Genomic DNA, 21,926 nt, shown 5'->3' with positions numbered 1-21,926 from the left:
TGTCAGTATCGATGGAGGGCGCGGTGGAGCAGTATGACGTGATCGTGATCGGTGCCGGCCTGTCCGGCATCGGCGCGAGTTGGCATCTGGCTGCCGAATGCCCGGACCTGAGCCACGTCATTCTTGAGGCGCGCGGCGATCTCGGCGGCACGTGGGACCTGTTCCGCTATCCCGGCATCCGCTCGGATTCGGACATGCATACCCTCGGCTTTCGCTTCAAACCGTGGCGGCAGGCGAAGGCGATCGCGGATGGCGGTTCGATCCTGAACTATCTGCGCGAGACGGCGGCGGAGAAGGGGATTGCCGAGCGCATCCGCTATCGCCACCGCGTCGTCGCGGCGGAGTGGTCGAGCGTGAACGCGGCGTGGAAATTGACGGTCGATCGCGATGGCGAGCGCGCGATCTTCCGGTGCAACTTCCTTTACGTCTGCGCGGGCTATTATGATTATGAAGCAGGCCACGCCCCCGTCTTCCCGGGTGCCGACCGGTTCGGCGGGCGGACCGTCCATCCGCAATTCTGGCCCCAAGACCTCGACACCGCGGGCAAGCGCGTCGTCGTGATCGGCAGCGGGGCGACCGCGGTGACTCTGGTGCCGGAACTGGCCAAGACCGCCGCGCACGTGACGATGCTCCAGCGCTCGCCGACCTATATCGTTGCGCGGCCGGGCAAGGATGCGGTTGCCAATGCGTTGCGGCGGGTGCTGCCCGAGCGCACGGCGTATCGGCTGACGCGGTGGAAGAATGTGCTGCTCGGTCAATTCTTCTACCGCCAGATGCGCAAACACCCGGATGCGGCGAAGATGCGATTGGTCGGTTGGGTCCGCGGCCGGCTGGGCGACGCCGCGGACGTCGATCGGCACTTTACCCCGCGCTACGCGCCGTGGGACCAACGGCTGTGCCTGGTGCCCGACGGCGACCTGTTCGAGGCGATCAAGACGGGACGGGCGAGCGTCGTCACCGACACGATCGAGACGTTTACCGAAGACGGTATCCGTCTGACGTCAGGCGACACGGTGCCCGCCGACATCATCGTCACCGCGACGGGGCTGAAGCTGAAGATGCTCGGCGGCATCATGCTGACGGTCGATGGGCGGATCGTCGATCCGGCGCAGGCGCTGACCTACAAGGGCATGATGTTCTCCGATGTGCCCAATCTCGCCATCGCGTTCGGTTATACCAATGCGTCGTGGACGCTGAAGGCGGACCTGACGAGCGCCTATGTCTGCCGCCTGCTCAACCACATGCGCACGACGGGCACGCGGCAGGCGACGCCGCGGGTGGGGCCGCGGCCGGTCGAGCGCGAGGCGTTCCTCGACTTCACCTCGGGCTATGTCCAGCGCGCGAAGGACATATTGCCGCAGCAGGGGACACGGGCGCCGTGGCGGCTCGACCAGAACTATCTGAAGGACGTGCGGACGCTGCGCTACGGGCCGGTCGACGACGAGATGGAGTTCCACTGAGCGAGCACAGCGTCGGCCGCGGCGATACCCGTGGCCAGCGCCCCGTGGGCGGTGGAGAAGTCGGTCGGCGAGCAGGCCTCGCCGGCGAAGAACAGCCGATCCTGCCACGCTGTCGCCAGCGTCGCGCGGGCGGCGTGATGACCGGGGAGCGCATGGCTGTACGAGCCGCCGAAGCCGTCGGTGCGCGCCCAGGCCGAGCCGGCGATGAGGCGAAGCTTGCCGCGCACGTCATTGCCCAGCAGGCCTGCGAGTTCGTCGATCGCGAAGTCGGCGGCGCCGTTCAGGCCGACATCCTCCAGCGCCATCGCGCCTGCGCCGCCGAGAAAGACCTCGACCACCGGGCGGCCGAAGGGACGCAGATAGTAGCTGCCCGTGCACGCGCTCTTCGGATTGCCCAGCAGATGGCTGTCGGGCGGCACGTCGGCGTCGTCGAAGGCGAGGAACAGCTTGTCGGCGACGCCCAGCGGCAGGCAGGCGGCGGCATGGGCATGGTCATCGAGCGTGGCGGGCAGGCGGAGGCCGCCTTTCGCGAAGACGTTGGTCGCGACGGTGACGATGACGGATCGGGCGCGGACGTCGCCGCGGGGCGTCACGAGCTTCAGCGTCGTACCGCCGTCATCGATTCGCTCGACCGGCGTTGACAGGTGGAGCGGAACGGGCGGCAGGCTGGCAGAGACGAGCGTGCCGTAGCCGGCAGGCACGCGCCAGTTCACTTCGCTCGCGGCGTCGTCATAGGCGAGGTAGTCCTCGACCGAGAGCGTGCCGAGGCCAGCGCCGTTGATGTAGCCGGACAACGCTTCGATGAAGCCGTTCCATTGGCCTCCGGCCGGCAGGGCGTCGGCGGCGCGGTCGCTGGGCGGTGGGCTTTCACGCAACGTGCGGTCGAACGCGTCATAGGCTTCGCCCGCGGCATTCTGGTCCGCTTCGGAGAAGCCGAGGTTGCGGTATTGTTCACCCCAGCTGGTCGGGCTGCGATCGATCGCGAAGCCCGCATCTTCGGCTATGCCAACCCACGGATTGCGCTCGGCCGAATGCAGCCAGCCGCAGCCGAGATCGAGCGGCATATCAGCCACGCCCAGCGTCCAGGCCCGGCCGCCGACACGGGCGCTCGCCTCGACGATCGCGACCGACCGCCCGCTGCCTGCCAGTCGTCGCGCGGCACCGACGCCGGCCGCACCGGCCCCGATTATGACGACGTCATACTCAGCCACGCGATTTGAGCAGCGCGCTGCGCAGGCATTCGCACACGACGTCGTCGCGCTGGTTGAGCATGCGGTGGCGGAAGGTGACGATGCCCTGGCCGGGGCGCGACTTCGACGGGCGCAGCTCGACGACTTCGGTTTCGCCGCGCAGCGTGTCGCCGATAAACACCGGGTTCGGCATCACGACCTTGTCGTAGCCGAGGTTCGCGACGAGCGTGCCAAGCGTCGTGTCGCCGACCGAAACCCCGACCATCAGGGCGAAAGTGAAGGTGCCGTTCACGAGGATGCGGCCGAACTCGGAAGCCTTGGCGGCTTCGGCATCCAGGTGCAGCGGCTGCGGATTGTGCGTCATCGTCGAGAACAGCAGGTTGTCCGTCTCGGTCACCGTGCGGCGCAGGTCGTGGACGATGCGGTCGCCGACCTGCCATTCGTCGAAGTGGCGTCCGGCCATCAGTGATTGTCCTCGAAATGCAGTTTGAAGCCAAGGTGGCTCTGCTCCCAGCCGAGCCGTTCGTAGAAGCGATGCGCGTCGGGCCGGTTCGCTTGCGACGTCAGCTGGACGAAGCGGCAGCCGGCGGTGCGGCAATGCTCGACCGCCCAGTCGATGAGCTGCCTGCCGAGCCCCTGGCCGCGCAGATCCGAAGCTATGCGGACGGATTCAATCTGGCCGCGTAGCGCGCCCTTGAACGCCAGGCCGGGGATGAGCGTGACCTGAAGCGTGCCAACGATCCGACCGTCCCGTTCGGCGACGGCAAGCGTCTGGTGCGGGTCGGTGTCCACTTGGTGAAAGGCGGTCTCGTAGGCCGGGTCGAGAGGCAGGCGCGGGTCCTCGCGGGTCGCGCCGTTGTGGTCATCGGCCATGAGGGCGACGATCGCGGGGACATCGGCAAGGGTGGCGGGACGGATGGCGAGGGTCATGCGTTCAACCACCCTTCGTGCTCCCGCGCAGGCGGGAGCCCAGACTTGTCGGGGCGTATCGCTTGTGGCCTTAGGCTCCCGCCTGCGCGGGAGCGCGGGTGGGCGGAGGTGGGGGCGGGGCTCACGCCGCCTCGGTCCGCTCGATCCGCACGAGCATGCGTCCCTCGGCAACCTGCGCCCCGGCCTCGGCATCCAGTTCCGCGACCGTACCGTCGAACGGCGCGACCAGGCCGTGTTCCATCTTCATCGCTTCCAAGGTGACGAGCTTTTGCCCCTTCGCGACCGACTGGCCTGCCGCCACCTCTACCGCGGTGATGCGGCCGGGCATCGGCGACAGGATCGCGCCGTCTGCCGCACCGCCGGCGGCCACACCGCCGGTACGGAACGGCGTGACGGACCAGGTCTGGCCGGCTTCGGTCAGGAGTAGGCCGTCGTCTTCGATCTCGTCGCCGCCGCCGCTGCCTGCCTCGACTTCGACCGCTTCGCCATCGACCAGCAGGCGGACGGTGCGGTTGGCCGGGCCATTCAGGCGGAAGCCCGACAGCGCAGCGTCACCGACGATGCGCCCGGCGGCTTCGGCCAACGCGTCCTCGCTCGGCAGCGCATCGGGCAGGAGCGCGTCGCCTTCGCGGGCGATCAAGCCGGTGTCGAGTTCGGCGGTGACGAAGGCGGGATGCTCCAGCGCCTTGACCAGGAACCCTGCGTTCGAACGGATCGGCCACACGACCGCAGTATCGAGCGCGTCGATCAGCCCCTCACGCGCGTCGTCGCGGGTTTCGCCCCAGGTGATCACCTTGGCGATCATCGGGTCGTAGAAGGGCGACACGTCCGCGCCTTCCTCGACGCCCGTCTCGATCCGCGCGGCGTCGCCCAGATCGAACGCCTCGAGCCGTCCGACGCTCGGCAGGAAGCCCTTGGCGGGGTCCTCGGCATAGAGCCGCGCTTCGATCGCCCACCCGTCGATGGCCAACTGCTCCTGACGCTTGGGCAGCGGTTCGCCGCTCGCCACGCGCAGCTGCCACTCGACCAGGTCGACGCCGGTAATCTCCTCGGTCACCGGATGTTCGACCTGCAGGCGGGTGTTCATTTCCATGAACCAGATGCGGTCGGCGCGGAGGCCTTCGGAAGCGTCGGCGATAAACTCGATCGTGCCGGCGCCGACGTAATCGACCGCCTGTGCCGCACGCACGGCGGCGGCGCAGATCGCGTCGCGAGTGTCCGCCGACATGCCCGGCGCGGGGGCTTCCTCGATCACCTTCTGGTGACGGCGCTGGAGCGAGCAGTCGCGTTCGAACAGATGGACGACGTTTCCGTGCGAGTCGCCGAAGACTTGCACCTCGATATGGCGCGGGGAGAGGATGTATTTCTCCAAAAGCACCCTGTCATCGCCGAACGACGAAGCGGCTTCGCGCTGGCAGCTGGCGAGCATGTCGGCGAAGTCGGCGGCGCTCTCGACCCGGCGCATGCCCTTGCCGCCACCGCCGGCGACCGCCTTGATCAGCACGGGATAGCCGATCGCATCGGCCTCGGCCTGCAGGCGTTCGGGCGCCTGGTCTTCGCCGAGATAGCCGGGCGTCACCGGCACGCCGGCTGCGATCATGCGCGCCTTGGCCGCGTCCTTCAGCCCCATCGCGCGGATGCTGTCGGGCTTGGGGCCGACCCAAACCAGGCCGGCGTCGATCACGGCTTGGGCGAAGTCGGCGTTTTCGCTCAGGAAACCGTAACCGGGGTGGATCGCCTCCGCGCCGGTCTGTTGGGCGGCGGCGATGATCGTGTCGCCGACGAGGTAGCTTTCGCGTGCCGGGGACGGGCCGATATGGACGGCCTCATCGGCTTCGCGGACGTGGAGCGCATTTGCGTCGGCATCCGAATAGACCGCGACCGTCCGCACGCCGAGTGCGCGAGCGGTGCGGATGATGCGGCAGGCGATCTCGCCGCGGTTGGCGATCAGGAGCGAACCGATCATCGCGCGCCTCCACCAAACTTCACGATCATTGCCCAAATGGCGCGAAAACTTCTGGAAACTGCGTGTGAGCTTTGCATGGGCCGGGACTAGCGCGTCGCCGCCAAGTAGGAAAATGGAATCAGCCGGCCGGGCAGTCGGTCTGGCGTTGGGTGTAGGTCAGATGCTGCACCTTCCAGCCCGCAGCATCGCGCACCATCGTGAACTGGTCGGTGCCGCAGTGGGTGACGCGGCCGTCGGCGCGGAAGATGTAGCTGGACCACACCATCGCCAGGTTGCCGTCGATGTCGACGACCGGGTTGACGAGGCGTTCCTGCAGCAGGCTGGGGCCATCGCTCAGCCCGCCGGCGAAGTCGGCCCAGCTGCGGGTGCGGACTTCGCTCGACCCGTCGGGCATCGCGACGATCGCGCTGTTGCGGCCGTCGGTGCGGACCTGGGCGAGGATGGCCGCGGGGTCCTTGGCCGTGACCGCGGCGAAGAGGCGGTCGATGGGGGCGAGGACCGCGGCGGTTTCCGCGTCGGGGGGCGGCAGCGGGACGGCCTTGGGAAGGGGCTGGACCGGCGTGACCTGAAGGGCGAGGGCAAGGAGGAGGAGGGGCATAGGCGGGCCTTTCTCAATCCTCCCCGAGCTCGTCTCGGGGAGGGGGACCGCCCGGCGCAGCCGGGCGGTGGAGGGGCTGGTCGGGCGAGGCGTGTGCCACGATGTGTGCGACCACCGCGGCTACGTCGTCAAGGATCGCTGTGGCGGGAATGCGGAGGGTGCGAACGTTCCAGCTGGCGAGCCAGTGGTCGCGGGCGGCGTCCTTTGTGGCTTGGTGCTTGAGCCCGTGGTGCGCCCCATCGACTTCAATCGCGAGCTTGGCGGCCGGGCAGTAGAAGTCGAGGATGTAGACGCCGGCCGGGTGCTGTTTGCGGAATTTAAGGCCGTTCGGGCGGGTCTTTAGAGTGCGCCAGAGGAGGACTTCGGGGAGGCTCATCTCGCGGCGGAGTTGACGGCTGCGGAGGACGGTTTGTCTTGGCCCGGTTAGCCTGCGACCAGCCCCTCCACCGCGCTTCGCGCGGTCCCCCTCCCCATTCTGGGGAGGATCTTGTGGGTCCTCCCCTTCGGTCACATCCGGAAGATACCGAAGCTGGGGCGGTCGGGGATGGGGGCGTTCAGCGTTGCCGCAAATGCCAGGCCCAGGACGTCGCGGGTTTGTGCCGGGTCGATGATGCCGTCGTCCCACAGGCGCGCCGACGCGTACCAGGGGTTGCCCTCATCTTCGTATTTCTGGCGGATCGGGGCCTTGAAGGCTTCCGCCTGGTCCGCATCCCAGCTGTCCGCGTCGCGGTGGACCGTGGCCAGCACGGACGCTGCCTGTTCGCCGCCCATCACGGAGATCCGGCTGTTCGGCCAGGTGAACAGGAACCGTGGGCTATAGGCGCGGCCACACATGCCGTAGTTGCCCGCGCCGAAGCTGCCGCCGATCAGGACGGTCACCTTGGGCACGTTGGCAGTCGCGACGGCGGTGACCAGCTTGGCGCCGTGCTTGGCGATACCTTCCGCCTCATATTTGCCGCCGACCATGAAGCCCGAGATATTCTGGAGGAACAGCAGCGGGATTTTGCGCTGGCAGGCGAGTTCGATGAAGTGCGCGCCCTTCTGCGCGCTTTCCGAAAACAGCACGCCGTTGTTGGCGAGGATCGCGACCGGCATGCCCCAGATGTGGGCGAAGCCGCAGACGAGGCTGCTGCCGTAGAGCGCCTTGAATTCGTGGAACTCGGATGCGTCGACGATCCGCGCGATGACGTCGTGGACGTCATAGGGCGCGCGGACGTCCTGCGGGATCAGGCCGTAGAGTTCCGCCGGATCATATTTCGGCGCGCGCGGGTCGCGCAGGTTGACGCCGGCGCCGGTCTGCGGGGCGAGGGTCGAGACGATGTCGCGGACGATCGTCAGCGCATGGTCGTCGTTTTCGGCGACGTGGTCGACGACGCCCGACTTGCGGCCATGCGTTTCCGCGCCGCCCAGTTCCTCGGCGGAGATGACTTCGCCGGTTGCCGCCTTCACCAGCGGCGGGCCGGCGAGGAAGATGGTGCCCTGGTTGCGGACGATCACCGTTTCGTCGGACATGGCGGGGACATAGGCGCCGCCGGCGGTGCAGCTGCCCATGACGCAGGCGATCTGGGGAATGCCCTTCGCGCTCATCTGCGCCTGGTTGAAGAAGATGCGGCCGAAATGCTCGCGGTCGGGGAAGACATCGGCCTGGTGGGGCAGGTTGGCGCCGCCCGAGTCGACCAGATAGACGCAGGGCAAATGGTTCTCGAGTGCGATTTCCTGCGCGCGCAGATGCTTCTTGACCGTCAGCGGGTAGTAAGTGCCGCCCTTCACGGTCGCGTCGTTGCAGGCGATCATCACCTGCCGACCCGACACGCGGCCGATGCCGGCGATGATGCCAGCACCGGGGACCTCGTCGCCGTACAGGCCGTTCGCGGCGAGCTGGCCGATCTCGAGGAACGGCGATCCGGGGTCGAGCAGGCGTTCGACACGGTCGCGGGGCAGCAGCTTGCCGCGCGCGGTGTGGCGGTCACGGCTGGCGTCGTTGCCACCGCGAGCGGCGGCAGCCACATCGGCGCGCAGGCGGTCGACCAGTGCGCGGTTGTGCGCGGCATTTGTGCGGAAGATTTCGCTGTCGGGCGAGGCTTTTGTATCGAGAACCGGTGCACTCATGCCGCGTGGGTAGCGTTCCGTTGCAACGATGGGAAGCGGGTCTGGCGGACGAAAGGCGACGGGCGTAGCGTGCATCCACATCCTACGGAGTCGTCCCAGAATGTTGCGTCGTTCGCTGATCGTCCTCGCCCTGCTCGCCACCACCGCCGCTGCCGGACCGCAGACTGCCCCCCAGGCGGGAGTCGAGCGATCGTCGATGGATGCGAGCGTGAAGCCGGGTGACGATTTCTACCTCTACGCCAATGGCGGCTGGCAGAAGGCGACGCAGATCCCGGCCGACCGGTCGAGCACGGGATCGTTCTACGAAGCCTTCGCGACGACCGAGCAGCGCACGACCGGCATGGTCGACCAGATCGTCCGCGGTACGCCGAAGCCGGGGTCGCCCGAGGCGCGAATCGCGAATTATTACAAGGCCTACACCGACACCCGCGCGATCGATGCGGCGGGAATGAAGCCGATCGCCGCCGACCTGGCGCGCTTTGCGGCAATCCGTGACAAGGCCGCTCTGTCACGCGCGATCGGCACGACGATCCGCGCCGATGTCGACCCGCTGAACGCGACCAATTTCCAGACCGAGAATCTGTTCGGCATCTTCGTGACGCAGGGGCTCGCAACGCCGGGCAAGGTGATCCCCTACATCCTGCAAGGCGGGTTGGGGCTGCCGGAGCGCGAATATTATCTGTCGGCGGATCCGAAGATGGCGGAAATTCGTACGGCGTACCGCGCCTATATCGCCAAGCTGCTGAAGACCCCGGGCATCGCGGACGCGGATGCGAAGGCCCAGCGGATCTTCGACCTGGAGATGAAGATCGCGCGTGCCCATGTGACGCGTGAGGAGAGCGAGGATTTCACCAAGTCGGCGGCTGTCTGGTCGCGGGCCGACCTGCAGGCGAAGGCGCCCGGGATCGACTGGCCGGCGTTCCTGGCAGGCGCCGATCTCGCGCGGCAGAACATGTTCGGCGCGTACCATGCAAGCGCGATCACCGGATTGTCGGCGCTGGTCGCGTCCGAACCGCTGGAGGCGTGGAAGGACTGGCTGGCGTTCCACCAGATCAACAGCCATGCGGACGTCCTGCCGAGCGCGATCGATGCCGCGCATTTCGCCTTCTACGGCACGACGCTGTCGGGCACCCCGCAGCAGCAGTCGCGGAGCAAGCGCGCGCTAGCGGCGCTGAACCGCGAACTGGGCGACGACGTCGGGCGGCTCTATGCTGCGCAATATTTCCCGGCCAGCGCCAAGTCGGAGGTTCAGGCGATGGTCGACAATATCAAGACCGCATTCGCCAACCGCGTGCAGCGGCTCGACTGGATGGCACCGGCGACCAAGGCGGAGGCGCTGAAGAAGGTCCGCGGCATCGTCGTCGGGGTGGGATACCCGGAGAGGTGGCGCAGCTATGCCGGATACACCGTCAGCCCGACCGACGCCTATGCCAATGCGGTGAATGGCGAGCGGGCGGAGTATCGCCACCAGCTCGCCAAGATCGGCAAGCCGCTCGACCGGAACGAATGGTGGATGACGCCGCAGACGATCAATGCGGTCAACCTGCCGGTGCAGAATGCGCTGAACTTCCCGGCCGCGATCCTGCAGCCGCCGTTCTTCGATCCCGCGGCCGACCCGGCCTATAATTACGGCGCGATCGGCGCGGTGATCGGGCATGAGATCAGCCACAGCTTCGACAATAATGGCGCGGCGTTCGACGCGTCGGGCACGCTCCGGAATTGGTGGACGCCGGCCGACCTCCAGCGGTTCAACGCGGCGGGCAGGGCGCTGGCCGACCAGTATGACACGTATCGCCCGTTCCCGGACCTGGCGGTCAACGGCAAGCTGACGCTGGGCGAGAACATCGCCGACGTGGCGGGGCTGCAGGCGGCGTACGACGCGTATCACGCCTCGCTCGGCGGCAAGCCGGCGCCGGTGATCGACGGGATGACCGGCGACCAGCGCTTCTTCCTGGCGTTCGCCCAGACCTGGGCGACCAAGATGCGTGACGCGACGCTGCGCGCACGGATCGCGACCGACGGCCATGCGCCCGGCCAATATCGCGCGCTGACGGTGCGCAATATCGACGCCTGGTACGACGCGTTCGGGATCAAGCCGGGCGACAAGCTCTACCTCGCGCCCGAACAGCGGGTGAAGGTGTGGTGATGCGCGCGCTGTTCCTTCCGCTCGCGCTGGCCCTCGCCGCTACCCCGGCCGCGGCACAGCAGCGCGGCAGCTGGACGCGGGCGTGGACCGCTAGCCCCTGGCAAGCGACCGGCGGCAATCTGCAGACGGTCGAGAACGTCACGCTGCGCGCACAGATCCGCGTCGGCGCAGGCGGTGAGGCGCTGCGGCTGCGGTTGTCGAACGAGCATGGCGACGTGCCCGTCCGCATCGGCTCGGCGAGCATCAAGGCGGCCGACGGGCGGATCGTCCGCGTGACCTTCGACAATGGCGCTGCGACCGCGACGATGCGCGCCGGGGCGCCCCTGGTCAGCGACGCGGTCAAGCTGGCGGTGAAGCCGTTCGAGCTGGTCGAAGTGTCGCTTTTCCTGCCCGACCGCACCGCGCTGACCAGCGTCCATGGTGCAGGCGGGGCGCGGACATCGGTGTCGGCGCCGGGCGATATGACCGGCGCGGCGAGCTTTGCGCCGGCGAGCAGCCTGGTGCTGCGGCCGTTCATTGCGGGACTCGACGTACTCACGCCGCGGGCGCGGCCGGTCGTGGTGGCCTATGGCGATTCGATCACCGACAACACCGGGTGCCGCAACGATGCGCCCGTTATCTGCCGCTGGGGCGACGTGCTCGGGCGGCGGCTGGCAGCCGCGGGGAAGCCGCATGTCGTGGTGACGCAGGCGATCTCGGGTAATCGCGTGCTGACGCCGGGCGCCGGGCCGAGTGCACTCGCCCGGTTCGACCGCGATGTGCTGGCGGTGCCGGGGGTCAGCCATGTCCTGCTGCTGGAAGGCGTGAACGACATCGGCAATGCGACCGCGCAGGTGCCGGTGACTGCGGCCGACCTGATCGGCGCCTTCCGCCAACTGATCGCGCGGGCGCATGAGCGGGGCATCAAGATCTACGCCTCGCCGATCCTGCCGTACAAAGGCGCGAAATATTACACCGCGGAAGGGGAGGCGGTGCGCAGCGAGGTCAATCGCTGGATCCGCACGTCAGGCGCGTTCGACGGGGTGGTCGACCTGGAGCGGCCGGTTGCCGATCCCAAGGACCCGCTGCGGCTGGCCGATGCGATGCAGGGTGGGGATAACCTGCACCCGAACGGCGCGGGGGAGACGGCGATGGGCGAGGCCGTGCCGTTGGGGATTTTCCGCTGAGTGTTCAGGGCACGCCGTGCTCCCGCGCAGGCGGGAGCCCAAGGCTGCAAGCGACGTCCGCGGTAACCCTGGGCTCCCGCCTGCGCGGGAGCACGGTGGGCGTGGTGCTTGCGCTGGTTTTAGCCACGCCCGCCTTCGCCCAAGCCCCCGCCCGCCCGCCGTGTCGCGAGGTCGGCGATGTGCCGAGCACCACCGGCCAACCCGGCTTCATCCGCATCGACCCGGCGAAGGCCGCCGAACTCGCCGAGATCGGCCTCGACCGCGCCGAAATCTTCGAACGGATGCGCGGTACGTCGATCCCCGAGACGATGGGCTGCTGGGCGATGCCGGTCGGGAATTTCGACAGCCAGCTGATCTCGGTCGGCATGTCGCAGTGGAATTACGGCACCGGCAGCTTGCAGCCGTTGCTGGTCGCGTGGCGCGAGAGCTTCCATTCGCGGCGGCGGTTCAAGCGGACGCTCAGGGCGCTCGCGCCGACCTATGGCAGGCTGTTCTTCTCGAAGGATTGCCTGAAGGTGCCGGTCGGCGACCGCTGCCGCGACGGCATATTGGCCGCGCATGAGAATGGCCGGATCAACGCGACGCTCCAGGCCGAACTGACCGCGCTGTTCGAAAGCGACGCGATGCTTCAGGTCCAGACCGACGCCTATGTCGCCCTGCTGGGCGAGGTGCGGACGGAAGTGCTGCGGTTGTTCCCCGCGATGCCGATCACGCCGCGCAAGGTCCGCTGGGCGATCGACACGCGGGTGCAGCAGAAAAGCTTCCCGAAGGACGAGGATGTCGCCCGTGTCCGCGCCAAGCTCAACGTGATGGGCGAGGACGAACGCCGTGCGCGGCTGCACGCGATGCTCGACTGGTATCGCGGCCTGGCTCTGTCCGCGGACCAAGATGGCGTCGCGAAGGACTGGGCGTGGAACGTCGATCGCTGGGGCTGCCTGATCGACACGGGGCGCATCGATCCGGAGCAAGTCGACCTGCTCCACCTGACCTTCCTGCGCAGCCGCACCGCGACCGGCAACAGCGGCCGGTGGCAGGCGCTGACCTTCTCCCGCCGTGCGAAGATCGTGCTGGGCGTAGGGAGTGTCAGCGGAGTGCGGGACGGGGAGTGCGTGCGCCCCGGCACCGCTCCATCGCCACAAAGCGGGCTGTAATCAGAGCGTATCGATCCACGCCGGCAGGTCACCGAGCCGGTCGAGCTGGCGAAAACGCGGATGGTCGCCGGGCACCGCGGCGACCTCGTGACTCCACGCGCCGGGTTGCGGGACATAGGCCGCCCATGCGCCGACCTCCAGCGCGGGGTGGATGTCGGAGCGGAGCGAATCGCCCGCCATCACCGCTTCGTCCGGTGCCACGCCTTCGCGTGCGAACAGGCGGCGGAAGGTGTCGGCGGTCTTGTCGCTGACGATCTCGATGCCGTGGAAGCGGTCGCCGAGGCCCGACGCGGCGAGCTTCGCTTCCTGGTGCAGCAGGTCGCCCTTCGTCACCAGCACGACGCGGCCACGCTCGGCCAGCGCATCCAGCGTATCGGCGATGCCGTCGAACAGCTCGACCGGGTGCGACAGCAGGGCCCGGCCGGCGGCGAGAATGTCGGCGATCAGCCCTGCGGGCAGGGGATCGCCGACCAGTTCGACCGCAGTCTCGATCATCGACAGCGTGAAGCCCTTGGCGCCATAGCCATAGAGCTTCAGGTTCCGCGTCTCGCACGCCGTCAGCGCCTGATGCGTGATCTGCCGGTCCGCGAACGGCGCGATCAGATCGTAGAGCGCCGCTTCGGTCGCATTGAAGTGGCGCATATTGTGCCAAAGCGTGTCGTCGGCATCGAGGCAGATGAGGCGGATCGTCATAGCGCGGGCCGCCTTACTCCCCGACAAGCTCCCGGCCAATCAGATAGCGGCGGATTTCGTTCGTGCCGGCACCGATGTCATAGAGCTTGGCATCCCGCAGGAAGCGTTCGACCGGCCATTCCCTGGTATAGCCCGCACCGCCCAGCGCCTGGATCGCCTCGAGCGATGTCTTCACCGCATTTTCGCTCGCCAGCAGGATCGCGCCGGCCGCGTCGAAGCGCGTCGTCTTGCCGGCATCGCAAGCGCGGGCAACGGCATAGACATAGGCGCGGGCCGAGTTGAGCGCGACGTACATATCGGCGATCTTGGCCTGGATCAGCTGGAAATGGCCGATCGGCTGGCCGAACTGCTTGCGGTCGCGCACATAGGGCAGCACGACGTCGAGGCACGCCTGCATGATGCCGATCGGGCCCGCGGCGAGCACCGCGCGTTCGTAATCCAGGCCCGACATCAGCACCTTGGCGCCTTCGCCGACCGTGCCCAGGACGTTTTCGACCGGGACTTCGCAATCCTCGAACACCAGCTCGGCGGTGTCCGATCCGCGCATGCCCATCTTGTCGAGCTTCTTGCTGACCGAAAAACCCGGCATGCCGCGCTCGATCAGGAAGGCGGTGATGCCTTTGGGCCCCGCCGCCGGATCGGTCTTGGCATAGACGACCAGGGTCGAGGCGGTCGGCGAATTGGTGATCCAGAACTTCGTGCCGTTCAGCACGTAGCGATCGTTGCCCTTGGCCTCCGCTTTCAGCTTCATCGACACGACGTCGCTGCCCGAACCGGCTTCGGACATGGCGAGGCTGCCGACATGCTCGCCCGAGATCAGCTTGGGGAGGTAGCGCTGCTTCTGCTCGGGCGTGCCCCAGCGGCGGATCTGATTGATGCACAGATTGGAGTGGGCGCCGTAGCTGAGACCCACCGACGCCGACGCGCGGCTGACCTCCTCCATCGCCACGCAATGTTCGAGATAGCCGAGGCCGAGACCGCCATATTCCTCTTCCACGGTGATCCCGTGCAGGCCGAGTTCGCCCATTTCAGGCCAAAGCTCCTGGGGGAAGCGGTTGGTCTCGTCGACCTCTGCAGCGATCGGGGCGATGCGGTCGCTGGCGTATCGCCGGGTCGTGTCGCGGATCATATCCGCGTTCTCGCCGAGCCCGAAATCGAGCGTCGCGTCCATGAAACTCTCCTCAAAAACTCATTTTGTTGCAACCCGCTTGCGGTAGGATCGTTCGCGCGGCAAGCCCACGTTGTGATTGATTTTCGTCAAGAATGGCATCCGATCGCCGCACCGACCCGCGCCCGAGCGCAGCGATGACGCTCGCCGTTCCTGCGGCGTCGGACGAAATGTCGCGCCTGAACGCGCTGCAGCGCACCGGCATTCTCGACACCGCGCCCGAACCGCGCTTCGACGCCATCGTCGCGGCGGTGAAGGCGCTGCTCGACGTGCCGATCGCACTCGTCAGCCTGATCGATCGCGAGCGCCAGTGGTTCAAGGCACGCGACGGCGTCGATCTGAAGGAAACGCCGATCGACACCTCGGTCTGCGCGCTTGCCATTCGCCAGCCGCGGCTATTCGTCATCCACGACCTGTCGAACGATCCGCGGACGCGCGAGATGTCGTTGGTCACCGGCGAGGCGCACCTGCGCTATTATGCGGGCTTCCCGATCATCACCAACGACGGGGTGGCGGTGGGCAGCGTTTGCGCGATCGACACCAAACCGCGGCTCGAGGACCTGACTCCGGCCCAGGTGATCGCGCTGGAGGCGATGGCGCGGCAGGCCGCGATCGAGATCGAACGCAATGCCACCGGTGTGCTGGAGAGCGAAGCGGCGATGCCGTTCAGCGCCGGTAGCTGGGGATGGGATCTGGAAAGCGGTCGCCTGACCCTCGATGCGCGGCTTGCCCGAATGACGGGCGTCGACCCCGCGGAAGGCGCCCTCGGCCTGCCGAATGACCGCGCGATCGAGCATATCCATCCCGATGACCGGGCCCGGATGCGCCGGGCGATCGAGGATACGGTGGCCGGGCGCGCGCCCTATTCGTGTGAATATCGGTTGCGGCTGGCCGACGGGCGTTATATCTGGGTACTGGCTCAGGGGCGGGTGGTGCGCACGCCCGACGGGCGTCCCCACTATTTTCCCGGCGCGATCTTCGACATCGACGCGCGTCGGCGGCAGGAGATGCGGCTGGCGGCGCTGGTCGAGCTGAACGATCGGCTGCGCGAGCCGGGCGACGCCGGCGACCTAGCCCAGGCGGCTTCCGAAATTCTCGGTCGCACGCTGGAGGTCGCGCGTGCCGGCTATGGCCGGATCGACGCCGTCGCCGAGACGATCGACATGGGGCCGCATTGGTGTTCGAAGGGCGTCGCGCCGCTGCCGCCGCTGCTGCATTTCCGCGATTACGGCAGTTTCATCGACGATCTGAAGCGGGGCGAGACGGTGACGCTCGCCGACGTGTCGCGCGATCCGCGCACTGCCGATCATGCCGAAGCGATCAACGCGCTGGGCGTCTACGCATTGATCAACATGCCGATCGTCGAGGACGGCCAGTTCGTCGCGTTGCTGGTCGTCAATGACAATGCCCCGCGGTCATGGAGCGATGCCGACGTCGCGTTCGTCAAGGAAGTCGCCGATCGGACGCGTAACGCGGTCGAGCGGCGGCGGACCGAGACCGAGCTCGCCCAGCTGAACGCCTCGCTTGAGGCCGAGGTCGAGGCGCGGACGCGCGAATTGCTGGTCGCCGAGGAAAATCTTCGCCAGTCGGCCAAGATGGAGGCGGTCGGCCAGCTGACCGGGGGCCTCGCCCACGATCTCAACAATCTGCTGACCGGCGTATCCGGCGCGGTCGAGATGATGGGCCTGCGGATCGCGCAGGGACGGACGGACGCCCTGGGTCGGTACCTGAGCATCGCCAGCGAAAGCGTGACGCGGGCGGCCGCGCTGACCCACCGCCTGCTCGCCTTTTCCCGACGCCAGACGCTGGATCCCAAGCCGACCGACGGCAACCGGCTGATCGATGGGATTTCGGACCTTTTGTGCCGCACGATCGGGCCGGCGCATCCGATCGATTTCGTCCTGCGGGACGGATGCTGGCCGATCCTGGTCGATTCCAATCAGCTCGAAAACGCTTTGCTGAATCTGTGCATCAACGCGCGTGACGCGATGCCGGCCGGTGGTGCGATCCGCATCGAATCGGCCAATCATGCGATCGACGACGCCGTTGCCGGTAGCCGTCAGATGGTGCCGGGCGAATATCTGGCGATCAGCGTGACCGACACCGGCGTCGGCATGTCGGACGAAGTGCGCCGGCGGGCGTTCGACCCCTTCTACACGACCAAGCCGCTGGGCGTCGGCACGGGGCTGGGCCTGTCGATGGTCTATGGCTTCGTTCGCCAGTCGGGCGGACAGGTGTGGATCGACAGCGCGGAGGGGCAGGGCACATGCGTCACCTTGTACCTGCCGCGCACCGATGCCGCGCCGGTGGCCGACGCGTCGGTCGAACGCGAAGCGCCGGTGGCGACGTCGGCGCACACGATCTTGGTCGTCGATGACGAGGTGGCGGTGCGGACGCTGATGGCGGAGGCGATGACGGACCAGGGGCATCGCGTGCTGACGGCACGTGACGGCGCCGAGGCTCTGGGCCTGCTCGACGCCCATGGCGATACGGTCGACCTGGTGTTGACCGACGTTGGGCTGACCGGCGGAATGAACGGCAGACAGGTGGCGGAGGCGGCATTGAAGCGGCGGCCGGGGCTGAAGGTCGTCTTCGTCACCGGTTATGCCGAACAGGCGGTGCTAGGGTCGGAACAGCTGCCCGAGAATATGGCGCTGGTCACCAAGCCCTTTGCGCTCGACACGCTGACGTCCCGCGTCGCGACCCTGCTGATCGCATGACGCTGACCCGCGTCGCGGCGGACGGCACGCGGACCAAAGTCGATCGCGCACTCGCCGACGAAGTGCCGATCGCGATCGAAGTGAACGGCGTCGGTTATGCCGTGCTGATGGCGACGCCGGCCGATCTTGCGGATCTCGCGGTCGGGTTTGCCGTGTCGGAACGATTGCTGACCCCCGGCGCGCCGGTCGATGTCGATGTCCATGATGCAGCGACGCTCGGGGGGTGGATCGTCCGGCTGACGCTGGATGCCGAGGCGGCGGCGACATTGGCGGCGCGGGTGCGTCATCGCACCTCGGAATCGTCGTGCGGTCTGTGCGGGGTCGAGAACCTCGAACAGGCTATGCGCCCCCTGCCGCGGGTAGCCGCCCGGTGCCGCGCCGACGATGCGGCGGTGTTTCGCGCGCAGGCGCATTTGCGCGCGCATCAACCGCTGAATGCGCAGACCGGCGCGGTACATGCGGCGGCGCTCTGTGCTGCCGACGGCACCATCCGCCTGGTGCGCGAGGATGTCGGACGGCACAACGCGTTCGACAAGCTGATCGGGGCGATGCGCCGCGGCGGCCTTGGCTGGGACGGCGGCTTCGCGCTGCTGACGTCGCGCTGCTCTTACGAACTGGTCGAGAAGGCGGTGCTCGGCGGCTGTCCGATGCTTGCGACCGTCTCCGCCCCGACGCGCCTGGCCGTGACGCGCGCGGACGATGCCGGCCTGCCGCTGCGCGTGCTCGTGCGTGCCGACGCGATGCTGGTGCCATGATCCTCGGTGCGATCCTGGCTGGCGGGCAGGCGCGGCGGTTCGGTAGCGACAAGGCGCTCGCCGACGTTGCGGGCCAGCGGATGATCGATCGGATTGCCGCGCGTCTGGTGGAGCAGTGCGATGCGGTGATCCTGTGCGGGCGGACGCTGGAGGGATTTCGGTCGGTGCCGGATCGCCCGGCGGCGGGACTGGGGCCGCTCGGTGGGCTTGCCGCTGCGCTGCGGGCGGCGGCGGACGGTGGCTACGCGCGGGTGCTGACCGTGCCGTGCGATGTTCCCGACGTACCGGCAAATCTGGTGGCACGATTGGGTGAGGCGCCCGGCTTCGCCGAAGATTGCCCGGTGATCGGGCTTTGGCCCGCGGTGCTGGCGGATCGGATCGACACCTTTCTGGCCGGGAGCGATGACCGCTCGCTACGGGCCTGGGCGCGGGACTGCGGCGCTCGGCCCGCGCCGGCGCTGGGGCTGGCGAATATCAACCGGCCCGAGGATTTGGCCGACTATCTCGCCCGCTGAGGTCCGCATGTTCCAAGCCCAACCCTGGCGGAGGGCGGGGCGGGGGCGGGGGGCGTGCTCCCCGCGAGGCGCGCCTGGATGGGCCCATCCCTGAAGGGGGGATGGTGCGATAGCTGCACACCACGAACGCTTGCCTAGCCGCACCGCCTCTGGTCCAATGGCGCTTATGACCGCGATCGATCGACGCCATGCCTTGAGGGTGCTCGCCGCCGGTGGCGCGGCCGCTGGGACGCCTGCATTTGCGCAGGCGCTGTTCGACCTGAAGCTGCCCGGCGGCAATGCGGGCCGACCGATGACGAGTGCCTTTCCCGAAAAGGGGTCGATGATCCTGCAGCGGACCCGCGCGCCGCTGCTCGAAACGCCGATGACGGTGTTCGACGACGGGGTGTTCACGCCCAACGACCGGTTCTTCGTCCGTTGGCATTATGCCGATATTCCGACGGCGATCGACGGGGCGAAGCACCGCGTGGCGGTGAGCGGCGCGGTACGGCAGCGGTTGAGCCTGTCGCTGGCCGACCTGATGGCGATGCCACGGTTCGAGATCGCGGCGGTCAACCAATGTTCGGGCAATTCGCGCGGCCACTTCGTGCCACGCGTGCCGGGCGCGCAATGGGGCCACGGCGCGATGGGCAATGCGCGTTGGGGCGGGGTACGCCTGCGCGACGTGCTCGACCGCGCCGGCGTCGCACCGGGGGCCGTCGCGGTGCGCTTCGGCGGGCTCGATCGGCCGCCGTCCGGGGCGCCCCCGTTCCTGAAGTCGCTCGGCATCGATCATGCCCGCGACGGGGAGGTCATGCTCGCCTTCCTGATGAACGGCGAGCGGTTGCCGATGCTGAACGGATATCCGCTGCGTCTGATCGTGCCGGGCTGGTATTCGACCTATTGGATCAAGGCGCTGAGCAGCATCGAGGTGCTCGACGCGCCCGATACGAATTACTGGATGGACAAGGCCTATCGCATCCCGACCGCGGCGCGTGCGAGCGTGGCGCCCGGGGCAAAGGATTTTCCGACCGAGCCCATCAGCGTCATGAACCCGCGCGCGTTCATCACCAACATGGCCGATGGCGATACGATCGTCGCGCGGTCGCCGTTTGCGGTGCGCGGGATCGCCTTTGGCGGGGCGACCGGCGTGCGGTCGGTCGAGCTGTCGATGGACGGCGGGCGCAGCTGGCATGCCGCGCGATTGGGGCCGGACATGGGCACCTACGGCTTCCGGCGGTGGGACCTAACCGGGGGCGGGGTGGCGCCGGGGAACTACCGGCTGGCGGTCCGGTGCACCAATAGCGACGGGGTCGTGCAGACCAGCGATCCGATCTGGAACCCGGCCGGCTATATGCATAATCGGATCGAGACGATCGGAGTGCGGGCGGCATGAGGCGGATCGCTCTCCTTTTGCCCGTCGCGCTTGCCGCCTGTGGCGGTCAAGCCGACGCGCCGGCTGCGCCCAAGGTGGATGAGATGGTTCGCATCTCGCTGCCCGATGATCCGGCGACCACCTTGGGTGGCACGGACCCGGCATTGATCGAGCGGTCGTGTCTCGCGTGTCATTCGGTGGAGATGATCACCACCCAGCCCAAGCTGCCGGCCGAGAAGTGGGCGGCGACGATCGACAAGATGCGGACGGTGTACGGCGCACAGATCGCCAAGGGCGACGAGCCGGCGCTGATCGCGGCGTTGGTTTCCGCGCAGCAGTAGCGCCTGATTTGCTGGGTGTTCGGGAGGAGCGGGTTGGGCGGACGCGCAAGCCACCCCCGCGCGCCCTGGGTTTGTCGGAGTTCGTTGTCGGTGACTGCCCGGCGCGGACGGTGGACGGACTCAGCGCCTCTCCAGTGGTACACCACCGGCCACGTGAATATTTGCCGCAGACCCTGGCATGTGTCGTGGCTCGATGCTGTCGTCACGTGTCGCGTCGCGGCGGCGCCACACCATCATCCCCGCTGCACCGATCGCCGCGACGGCAAGCGTTGCAGCGAAAGCGATCAGGGTCGGGCGGGTGGACGTGGGGATGGTCATGGTCGGGCACCGTAGAACTCGAAAGTGTCCGTCACAGACGCATGACGCGCGACTTGGTGCCGATGTGGTCTGGACGCTTGCATGTTCGGCAATCGACAAGCCGCGAATTGCACGTGATCGGCCTTGAAGTGGACACTGTGTCCGCTTAACTGCGCGTTCGATAGACGACCGTTCAAACGAAAGTCCGTTTCATGAGCGACATGCCGACAGGTGGGGACCGGCCCGATGCGACGACCGACGACGAAGGCGCGGCGAACAAGAAGCGTCTGAGCGGGCGCGCCAAGCTGATTTTGCTGGTTCTCGCCGTCGCCGTGCTTGTCGCAGGCGGCATCTGGTTCATGAACTACCAGACGCACGGCAAATATCTGGAGGAAACCAACGACGCGACGATCCAGGCCGACATGGTCACGGTCGCGCCGCGGGTTGCCGGCTATGTCTCGGCGGTGCTGGTGAACGAGAACCAGGACGTCCGCGCCGGGCAGCCGCTCGTCCGGATCGATCCGCGTAATGCGCGTGCCCAGGCCGCGCAGGCGGAAGCCCAGATCGCACTCGCCGGCGCTCAGGCCGACGCCGCCCGCGCGCAGGTGCGCGAGCAATATGCCGCGATCGAGCAGGCCCGCGCCCAGCTGGCCGCCGCGCGGGTAAAGGCCGCGTTCGACGCCCAGGAAGTCGCGCGGTATCGCCCGCTCGCGGCATCGGGTGCGGAAACGCGCGAACAGCTCGCCCGCCTCGAGGCGACGGCGCGCCAATCGGCCGAGAATGTGCGCTCGTCCGCCGCAACGCTGGCCGCGCAGGACCGCCGCGTCGGCACGATCCAGACCCAGATCCGCCAGGGGGAAGCGCAGGGACAGGCTGCGCGCGCGCAGCTGGCCGCGGCGAATGTCGATGTCGGCGCGACGACGCTGACCGCCGCGATCGGCGGGCGCGTGGGCGACAAGACGGTAACGCTCGGTCAGTTCGTCCAGGCCGGCACCCGGCTGATGTCGATCGTCCCGCTCGACAAGATCTACGTCACCGCCAATTTCAAGGAAACGCAGCTGGCGCTGATGCGGCCGGGGCAGCCGGTCGATATCAAGGTCGATGCGCTGGACGGTATGGTGCTGAAGGGTCGGGTCGAGAGCCTGGCGCCGGGCACGGGCGCGCAATTCTCGCTGCTGCCGCCGCAGAATGCGACGGGCAATTTCACCAAGATCACGCAGCGCGTGCCCGTGCGCGTCTCGATCGAGGCGACGCCTGCCGCACGGCGCCTGCTGGTTCCGGGCCTGTCGGTGACGGTCACGGTCGATACGATTTCGGCCAAGGACGACATCAAGCGCGTTCGCGAGCAGCAGGAAAAGGCGCGCTGA

Annotated in this window: 20 protein-coding genes; 10 read left to right on the top strand and 10 right to left on the bottom strand. The window is 67.9% G+C overall.

What is annotated here, in order from left to right:
• The first annotated feature begins 11 nt into the window (after positions 1-11).
• Positions 12-1,460, top strand: a complete 1,449-nt coding sequence (locus JW805_09310) for an NAD(P)/FAD-dependent oxidoreductase (protein ID MBN2972211.1) — start codon at positions 12-14, stop codon at positions 1,458-1,460.
• On the opposite strand, the gene JW805_09305 is transcribed toward JW805_09310, so the two are convergent.
• From JW805_09305 to JW805_09275, 7 genes are all read right to left on the bottom strand, one after another.
• Complete coding sequence (locus tag JW805_09305) at positions 1,424-2,671, bottom strand: FAD-dependent oxidoreductase (protein ID MBN2972210.1); 1,248 nt, start codon at positions 2,669-2,671, stop codon at positions 1,424-1,426. The genes JW805_09310 and JW805_09305 overlap by 37 nt on opposite strands.
• A complete protein-coding gene (locus JW805_09300) occupies positions 2,664-3,113 on the bottom strand; it encodes a MaoC family dehydratase (GenBank protein MBN2972209.1) in 450 nt (149 codons plus the stop codon). The genes JW805_09305 and JW805_09300 overlap by 8 nt, the downstream gene beginning before the upstream one ends.
• Positions 3,113-3,580, bottom strand: coding sequence for a GNAT family N-acetyltransferase (locus tag JW805_09295; GenBank protein ID MBN2972208.1), 468 nt, complete (start codon positions 3,578-3,580; stop codon positions 3,113-3,115). Before JW805_09295 ends, JW805_09300 begins: the two co-directional genes overlap by 1 nt.
• 121 nt (positions 3,581-3,701) lie before the next feature.
• Positions 3,702-5,546, bottom strand: coding sequence for an acetyl/propionyl/methylcrotonyl-CoA carboxylase subunit alpha (locus tag JW805_09290; GenBank protein MBN2972207.1), 1,845 nt, complete (start codon positions 5,544-5,546; stop codon positions 3,702-3,704).
• Positions 5,547-5,664: 118 nt separating this feature from the next.
• Positions 5,665-6,144, bottom strand: coding sequence for a hypothetical protein (locus JW805_09285; GenBank protein MBN2972206.1), 480 nt, complete (start codon positions 6,142-6,144; stop codon positions 5,665-5,667).
• 13 nt (positions 6,145-6,157) lie between these two features.
• Positions 6,158-6,520 carry a DUF559 domain-containing protein gene (locus tag JW805_09280; protein MBN2972205.1) on the bottom strand — a complete coding sequence of 121 codons (363 nt, stop codon included), beginning with the start codon at positions 6,518-6,520 and terminating at the stop codon, positions 6,158-6,160.
• Between the two features lie 131 nt (positions 6,521-6,651).
• On the bottom strand, positions 6,652-8,253 hold the full coding sequence (locus tag JW805_09275) for a methylcrotonoyl-CoA carboxylase (protein ID MBN2972204.1): 1,602 nt from the start codon (positions 8,251-8,253) through the stop codon (positions 6,652-6,654).
• Between the two features lie 100 nt (positions 8,254-8,353).
• Between JW805_09275 and JW805_09270 the strand changes: the two genes are divergently transcribed.
• The 3 genes from JW805_09270 (at position 8,354) to JW805_09260 (ending at position 12,716) form a co-directional block, all read left to right on the top strand.
• The gene (locus JW805_09270) at positions 8,354-10,399 is read left to right on the top strand and encodes a M13 family metallopeptidase (GenBank protein ID MBN2972203.1); all 2,046 of its coding nucleotides are present in this window, start codon (positions 8,354-8,356) and stop codon (positions 10,397-10,399) included.
• Positions 10,399-11,565, top strand: coding sequence for an SGNH/GDSL hydrolase family protein (locus JW805_09265; protein ID MBN2972202.1), 1,167 nt, complete (start codon positions 10,399-10,401; stop codon positions 11,563-11,565). Before JW805_09270 ends, JW805_09265 begins: the two co-directional genes overlap by 1 nt.
• A gap of 101 nt (positions 11,566-11,666) precedes the next feature.
• Positions 11,667-12,716 (top strand): hypothetical protein, encoded by a 1,050-nt coding sequence (locus JW805_09260; protein ID MBN2972201.1) that lies wholly within the window; start codon positions 11,667-11,669, stop codon positions 12,714-12,716.
• On the opposite strand, the gene JW805_09255 is transcribed toward JW805_09260, so the two are convergent.
• Together JW805_09255 and JW805_09250 are read right to left on the bottom strand one after the other, a co-directional pair.
• Complete coding sequence (locus JW805_09255; protein MBN2972200.1) at positions 12,717-13,409, bottom strand: HAD family hydrolase; 693 nt, start codon at positions 13,407-13,409, stop codon at positions 12,717-12,719. It lies immediately after the preceding gene.
• Between the two features lie 13 nt (positions 13,410-13,422).
• Complete coding sequence (locus tag JW805_09250; protein ID MBN2972199.1) at positions 13,423-14,580, bottom strand: isovaleryl-CoA dehydrogenase; 1,158 nt, start codon at positions 14,578-14,580, stop codon at positions 13,423-13,425.
• Positions 14,581-14,672: 92 nt separating this feature from the next.
• Between JW805_09250 and JW805_09245 the strand changes: the two genes are divergently transcribed.
• The 5 genes from JW805_09245 (at position 14,673) to JW805_09225 (ending at position 20,262) form a co-directional block, all read left to right on the top strand.
• Positions 14,673-17,297 (top strand): GAF domain-containing protein, encoded by a 2,625-nt coding sequence (locus JW805_09245; GenBank protein ID MBN2972198.1) that lies wholly within the window; start codon positions 14,673-14,675, stop codon positions 17,295-17,297.
• Entirely contained in the window at positions 17,294-18,052 is a 759-nt protein-coding gene (fdhD, locus tag JW805_09240) for a formate dehydrogenase accessory sulfurtransferase FdhD (protein ID MBN2972197.1), read from the top strand. Before JW805_09245 ends, fdhD begins: the two co-directional genes overlap by 4 nt.
• Entirely contained in the window at positions 18,049-18,567 is a 519-nt protein-coding gene (locus JW805_09235; GenBank protein ID MBN2972196.1) for a molybdenum cofactor guanylyltransferase, read from the top strand. The genes fdhD and JW805_09235 overlap by 4 nt, the downstream gene beginning before the upstream one ends.
• A 166-nt stretch (positions 18,568-18,733) precedes the next feature.
• A complete protein-coding gene (locus JW805_09230) occupies positions 18,734-19,942 on the top strand; it encodes a molybdopterin-dependent oxidoreductase (protein ID MBN2972195.1) in 1,209 nt (402 codons plus the stop codon).
• Positions 19,939-20,262, top strand: a complete 324-nt coding sequence (locus JW805_09225) for a hypothetical protein (GenBank protein MBN2972194.1) — start codon at positions 19,939-19,941, stop codon at positions 20,260-20,262. The genes JW805_09230 and JW805_09225 overlap by 4 nt, the downstream gene beginning before the upstream one ends.
• Before the next feature lie 120 nt (positions 20,263-20,382).
• Here the strand turns inward: JW805_09225 and JW805_09220 are convergent, their stop codons facing one another.
• A complete protein-coding gene (locus tag JW805_09220; protein ID MBN2972193.1) occupies positions 20,383-20,580 on the bottom strand; it encodes a hypothetical protein in 198 nt (65 codons plus the stop codon).
• 200 nt (positions 20,581-20,780) lie between these two features.
• Between JW805_09220 and JW805_09215 the strand changes: the two genes are divergently transcribed.
• A complete protein-coding gene (locus JW805_09215; protein MBN2972192.1) occupies positions 20,781-21,926 on the top strand; it encodes an HlyD family secretion protein in 1,146 nt (381 codons plus the stop codon).

The organism is Roseomonas aeriglobus (assembly GCA_016937575.1).
Classification (GTDB): Bacteria; Pseudomonadota; Alphaproteobacteria; order Sphingomonadales; family Sphingomonadaceae; genus Sphingomonas; species Sphingomonas aerigloba.
The sequence above is the reverse complement of the archived record's forward strand: the minus strand, read 5'-3'. Positions and strand labels throughout refer to the sequence as shown.

Excerpts from the sequence above, each read along its gene's own strand:
- JW805_09265 (MBN2972202.1), top strand. The coding sequence starts at position 10,399 with ATGCGCGCGCTGTTCCTTCCGCTCGCGCTGGCCCTCGCCGCTACCCCG.
- JW805_09270 (MBN2972203.1), top strand. The coding sequence starts at position 8,354 with ATGTTGCGTCGTTCGCTGATCGTCCTCGCCCTGCTCGCCACCACCGCC.
- JW805_09280 (MBN2972205.1), bottom strand. The coding sequence starts at position 6,520 with ATGAGCCTCCCCGAAGTCCTCCTCTGGCGCACTCTAAAGACCCGCCCG.
- JW805_09310 (MBN2972211.1), top strand. The coding sequence starts at position 12 with ATGGAGGGCGCGGTGGAGCAGTATGACGTGATCGTGATCGGTGCCGGC.
- JW805_09275 (MBN2972204.1), bottom strand. The coding sequence starts at position 8,253 with ATGAGTGCACCGGTTCTCGATACAAAAGCCTCGCCCGACAGCGAAATC.
- JW805_09255 (MBN2972200.1), bottom strand. The coding sequence starts at position 13,409 with ATGACGATCCGCCTCATCTGCCTCGATGCCGACGACACGCTTTGGCAC.
- JW805_09230 (MBN2972195.1), top strand. The coding sequence starts at position 18,734 with ATGACCGCGATCGATCGACGCCATGCCTTGAGGGTGCTCGCCGCCGGT.
- JW805_09215 (MBN2972192.1), top strand. The coding sequence starts at position 20,781 with ATGCCGACAGGTGGGGACCGGCCCGATGCGACGACCGACGACGAAGGC.
- JW805_09290 (MBN2972207.1), bottom strand. The coding sequence starts at position 5,546 with ATGATCGGTTCGCTCCTGATCGCCAACCGCGGCGAGATCGCCTGCCGC.
- JW805_09235 (MBN2972196.1), top strand. The coding sequence starts at position 18,049 with ATGATCCTCGGTGCGATCCTGGCTGGCGGGCAGGCGCGGCGGTTCGGT.
- JW805_09245 (MBN2972198.1), top strand. The coding sequence starts at position 14,673 with ATGGCATCCGATCGCCGCACCGACCCGCGCCCGAGCGCAGCGATGACG.
- JW805_09295 (MBN2972208.1), bottom strand. The coding sequence starts at position 3,580 with ATGACCCTCGCCATCCGTCCCGCCACCCTTGCCGATGTCCCCGCGATC.
- JW805_09300 (MBN2972209.1), bottom strand. The coding sequence starts at position 3,113 with ATGGCCGGACGCCACTTCGACGAATGGCAGGTCGGCGACCGCATCGTC.
- JW805_09285 (MBN2972206.1), bottom strand. The coding sequence starts at position 6,144 with ATGCCCCTCCTCCTCCTTGCCCTCGCCCTTCAGGTCACGCCGGTCCAG.
- JW805_09220 (MBN2972193.1), bottom strand. The coding sequence starts at position 20,580 with ATGACCATCCCCACGTCCACCCGCCCGACCCTGATCGCTTTCGCTGCA.
- fdhD (MBN2972197.1), top strand. The coding sequence starts at position 17,294 with ATGACGCTGACCCGCGTCGCGGCGGACGGCACGCGGACCAAAGTCGAT.
- JW805_09225 (MBN2972194.1), top strand. The coding sequence starts at position 19,939 with ATGAGGCGGATCGCTCTCCTTTTGCCCGTCGCGCTTGCCGCCTGTGGC.
- JW805_09250 (MBN2972199.1), bottom strand. The coding sequence starts at position 14,580 with ATGGACGCGACGCTCGATTTCGGGCTCGGCGAGAACGCGGATATGATC.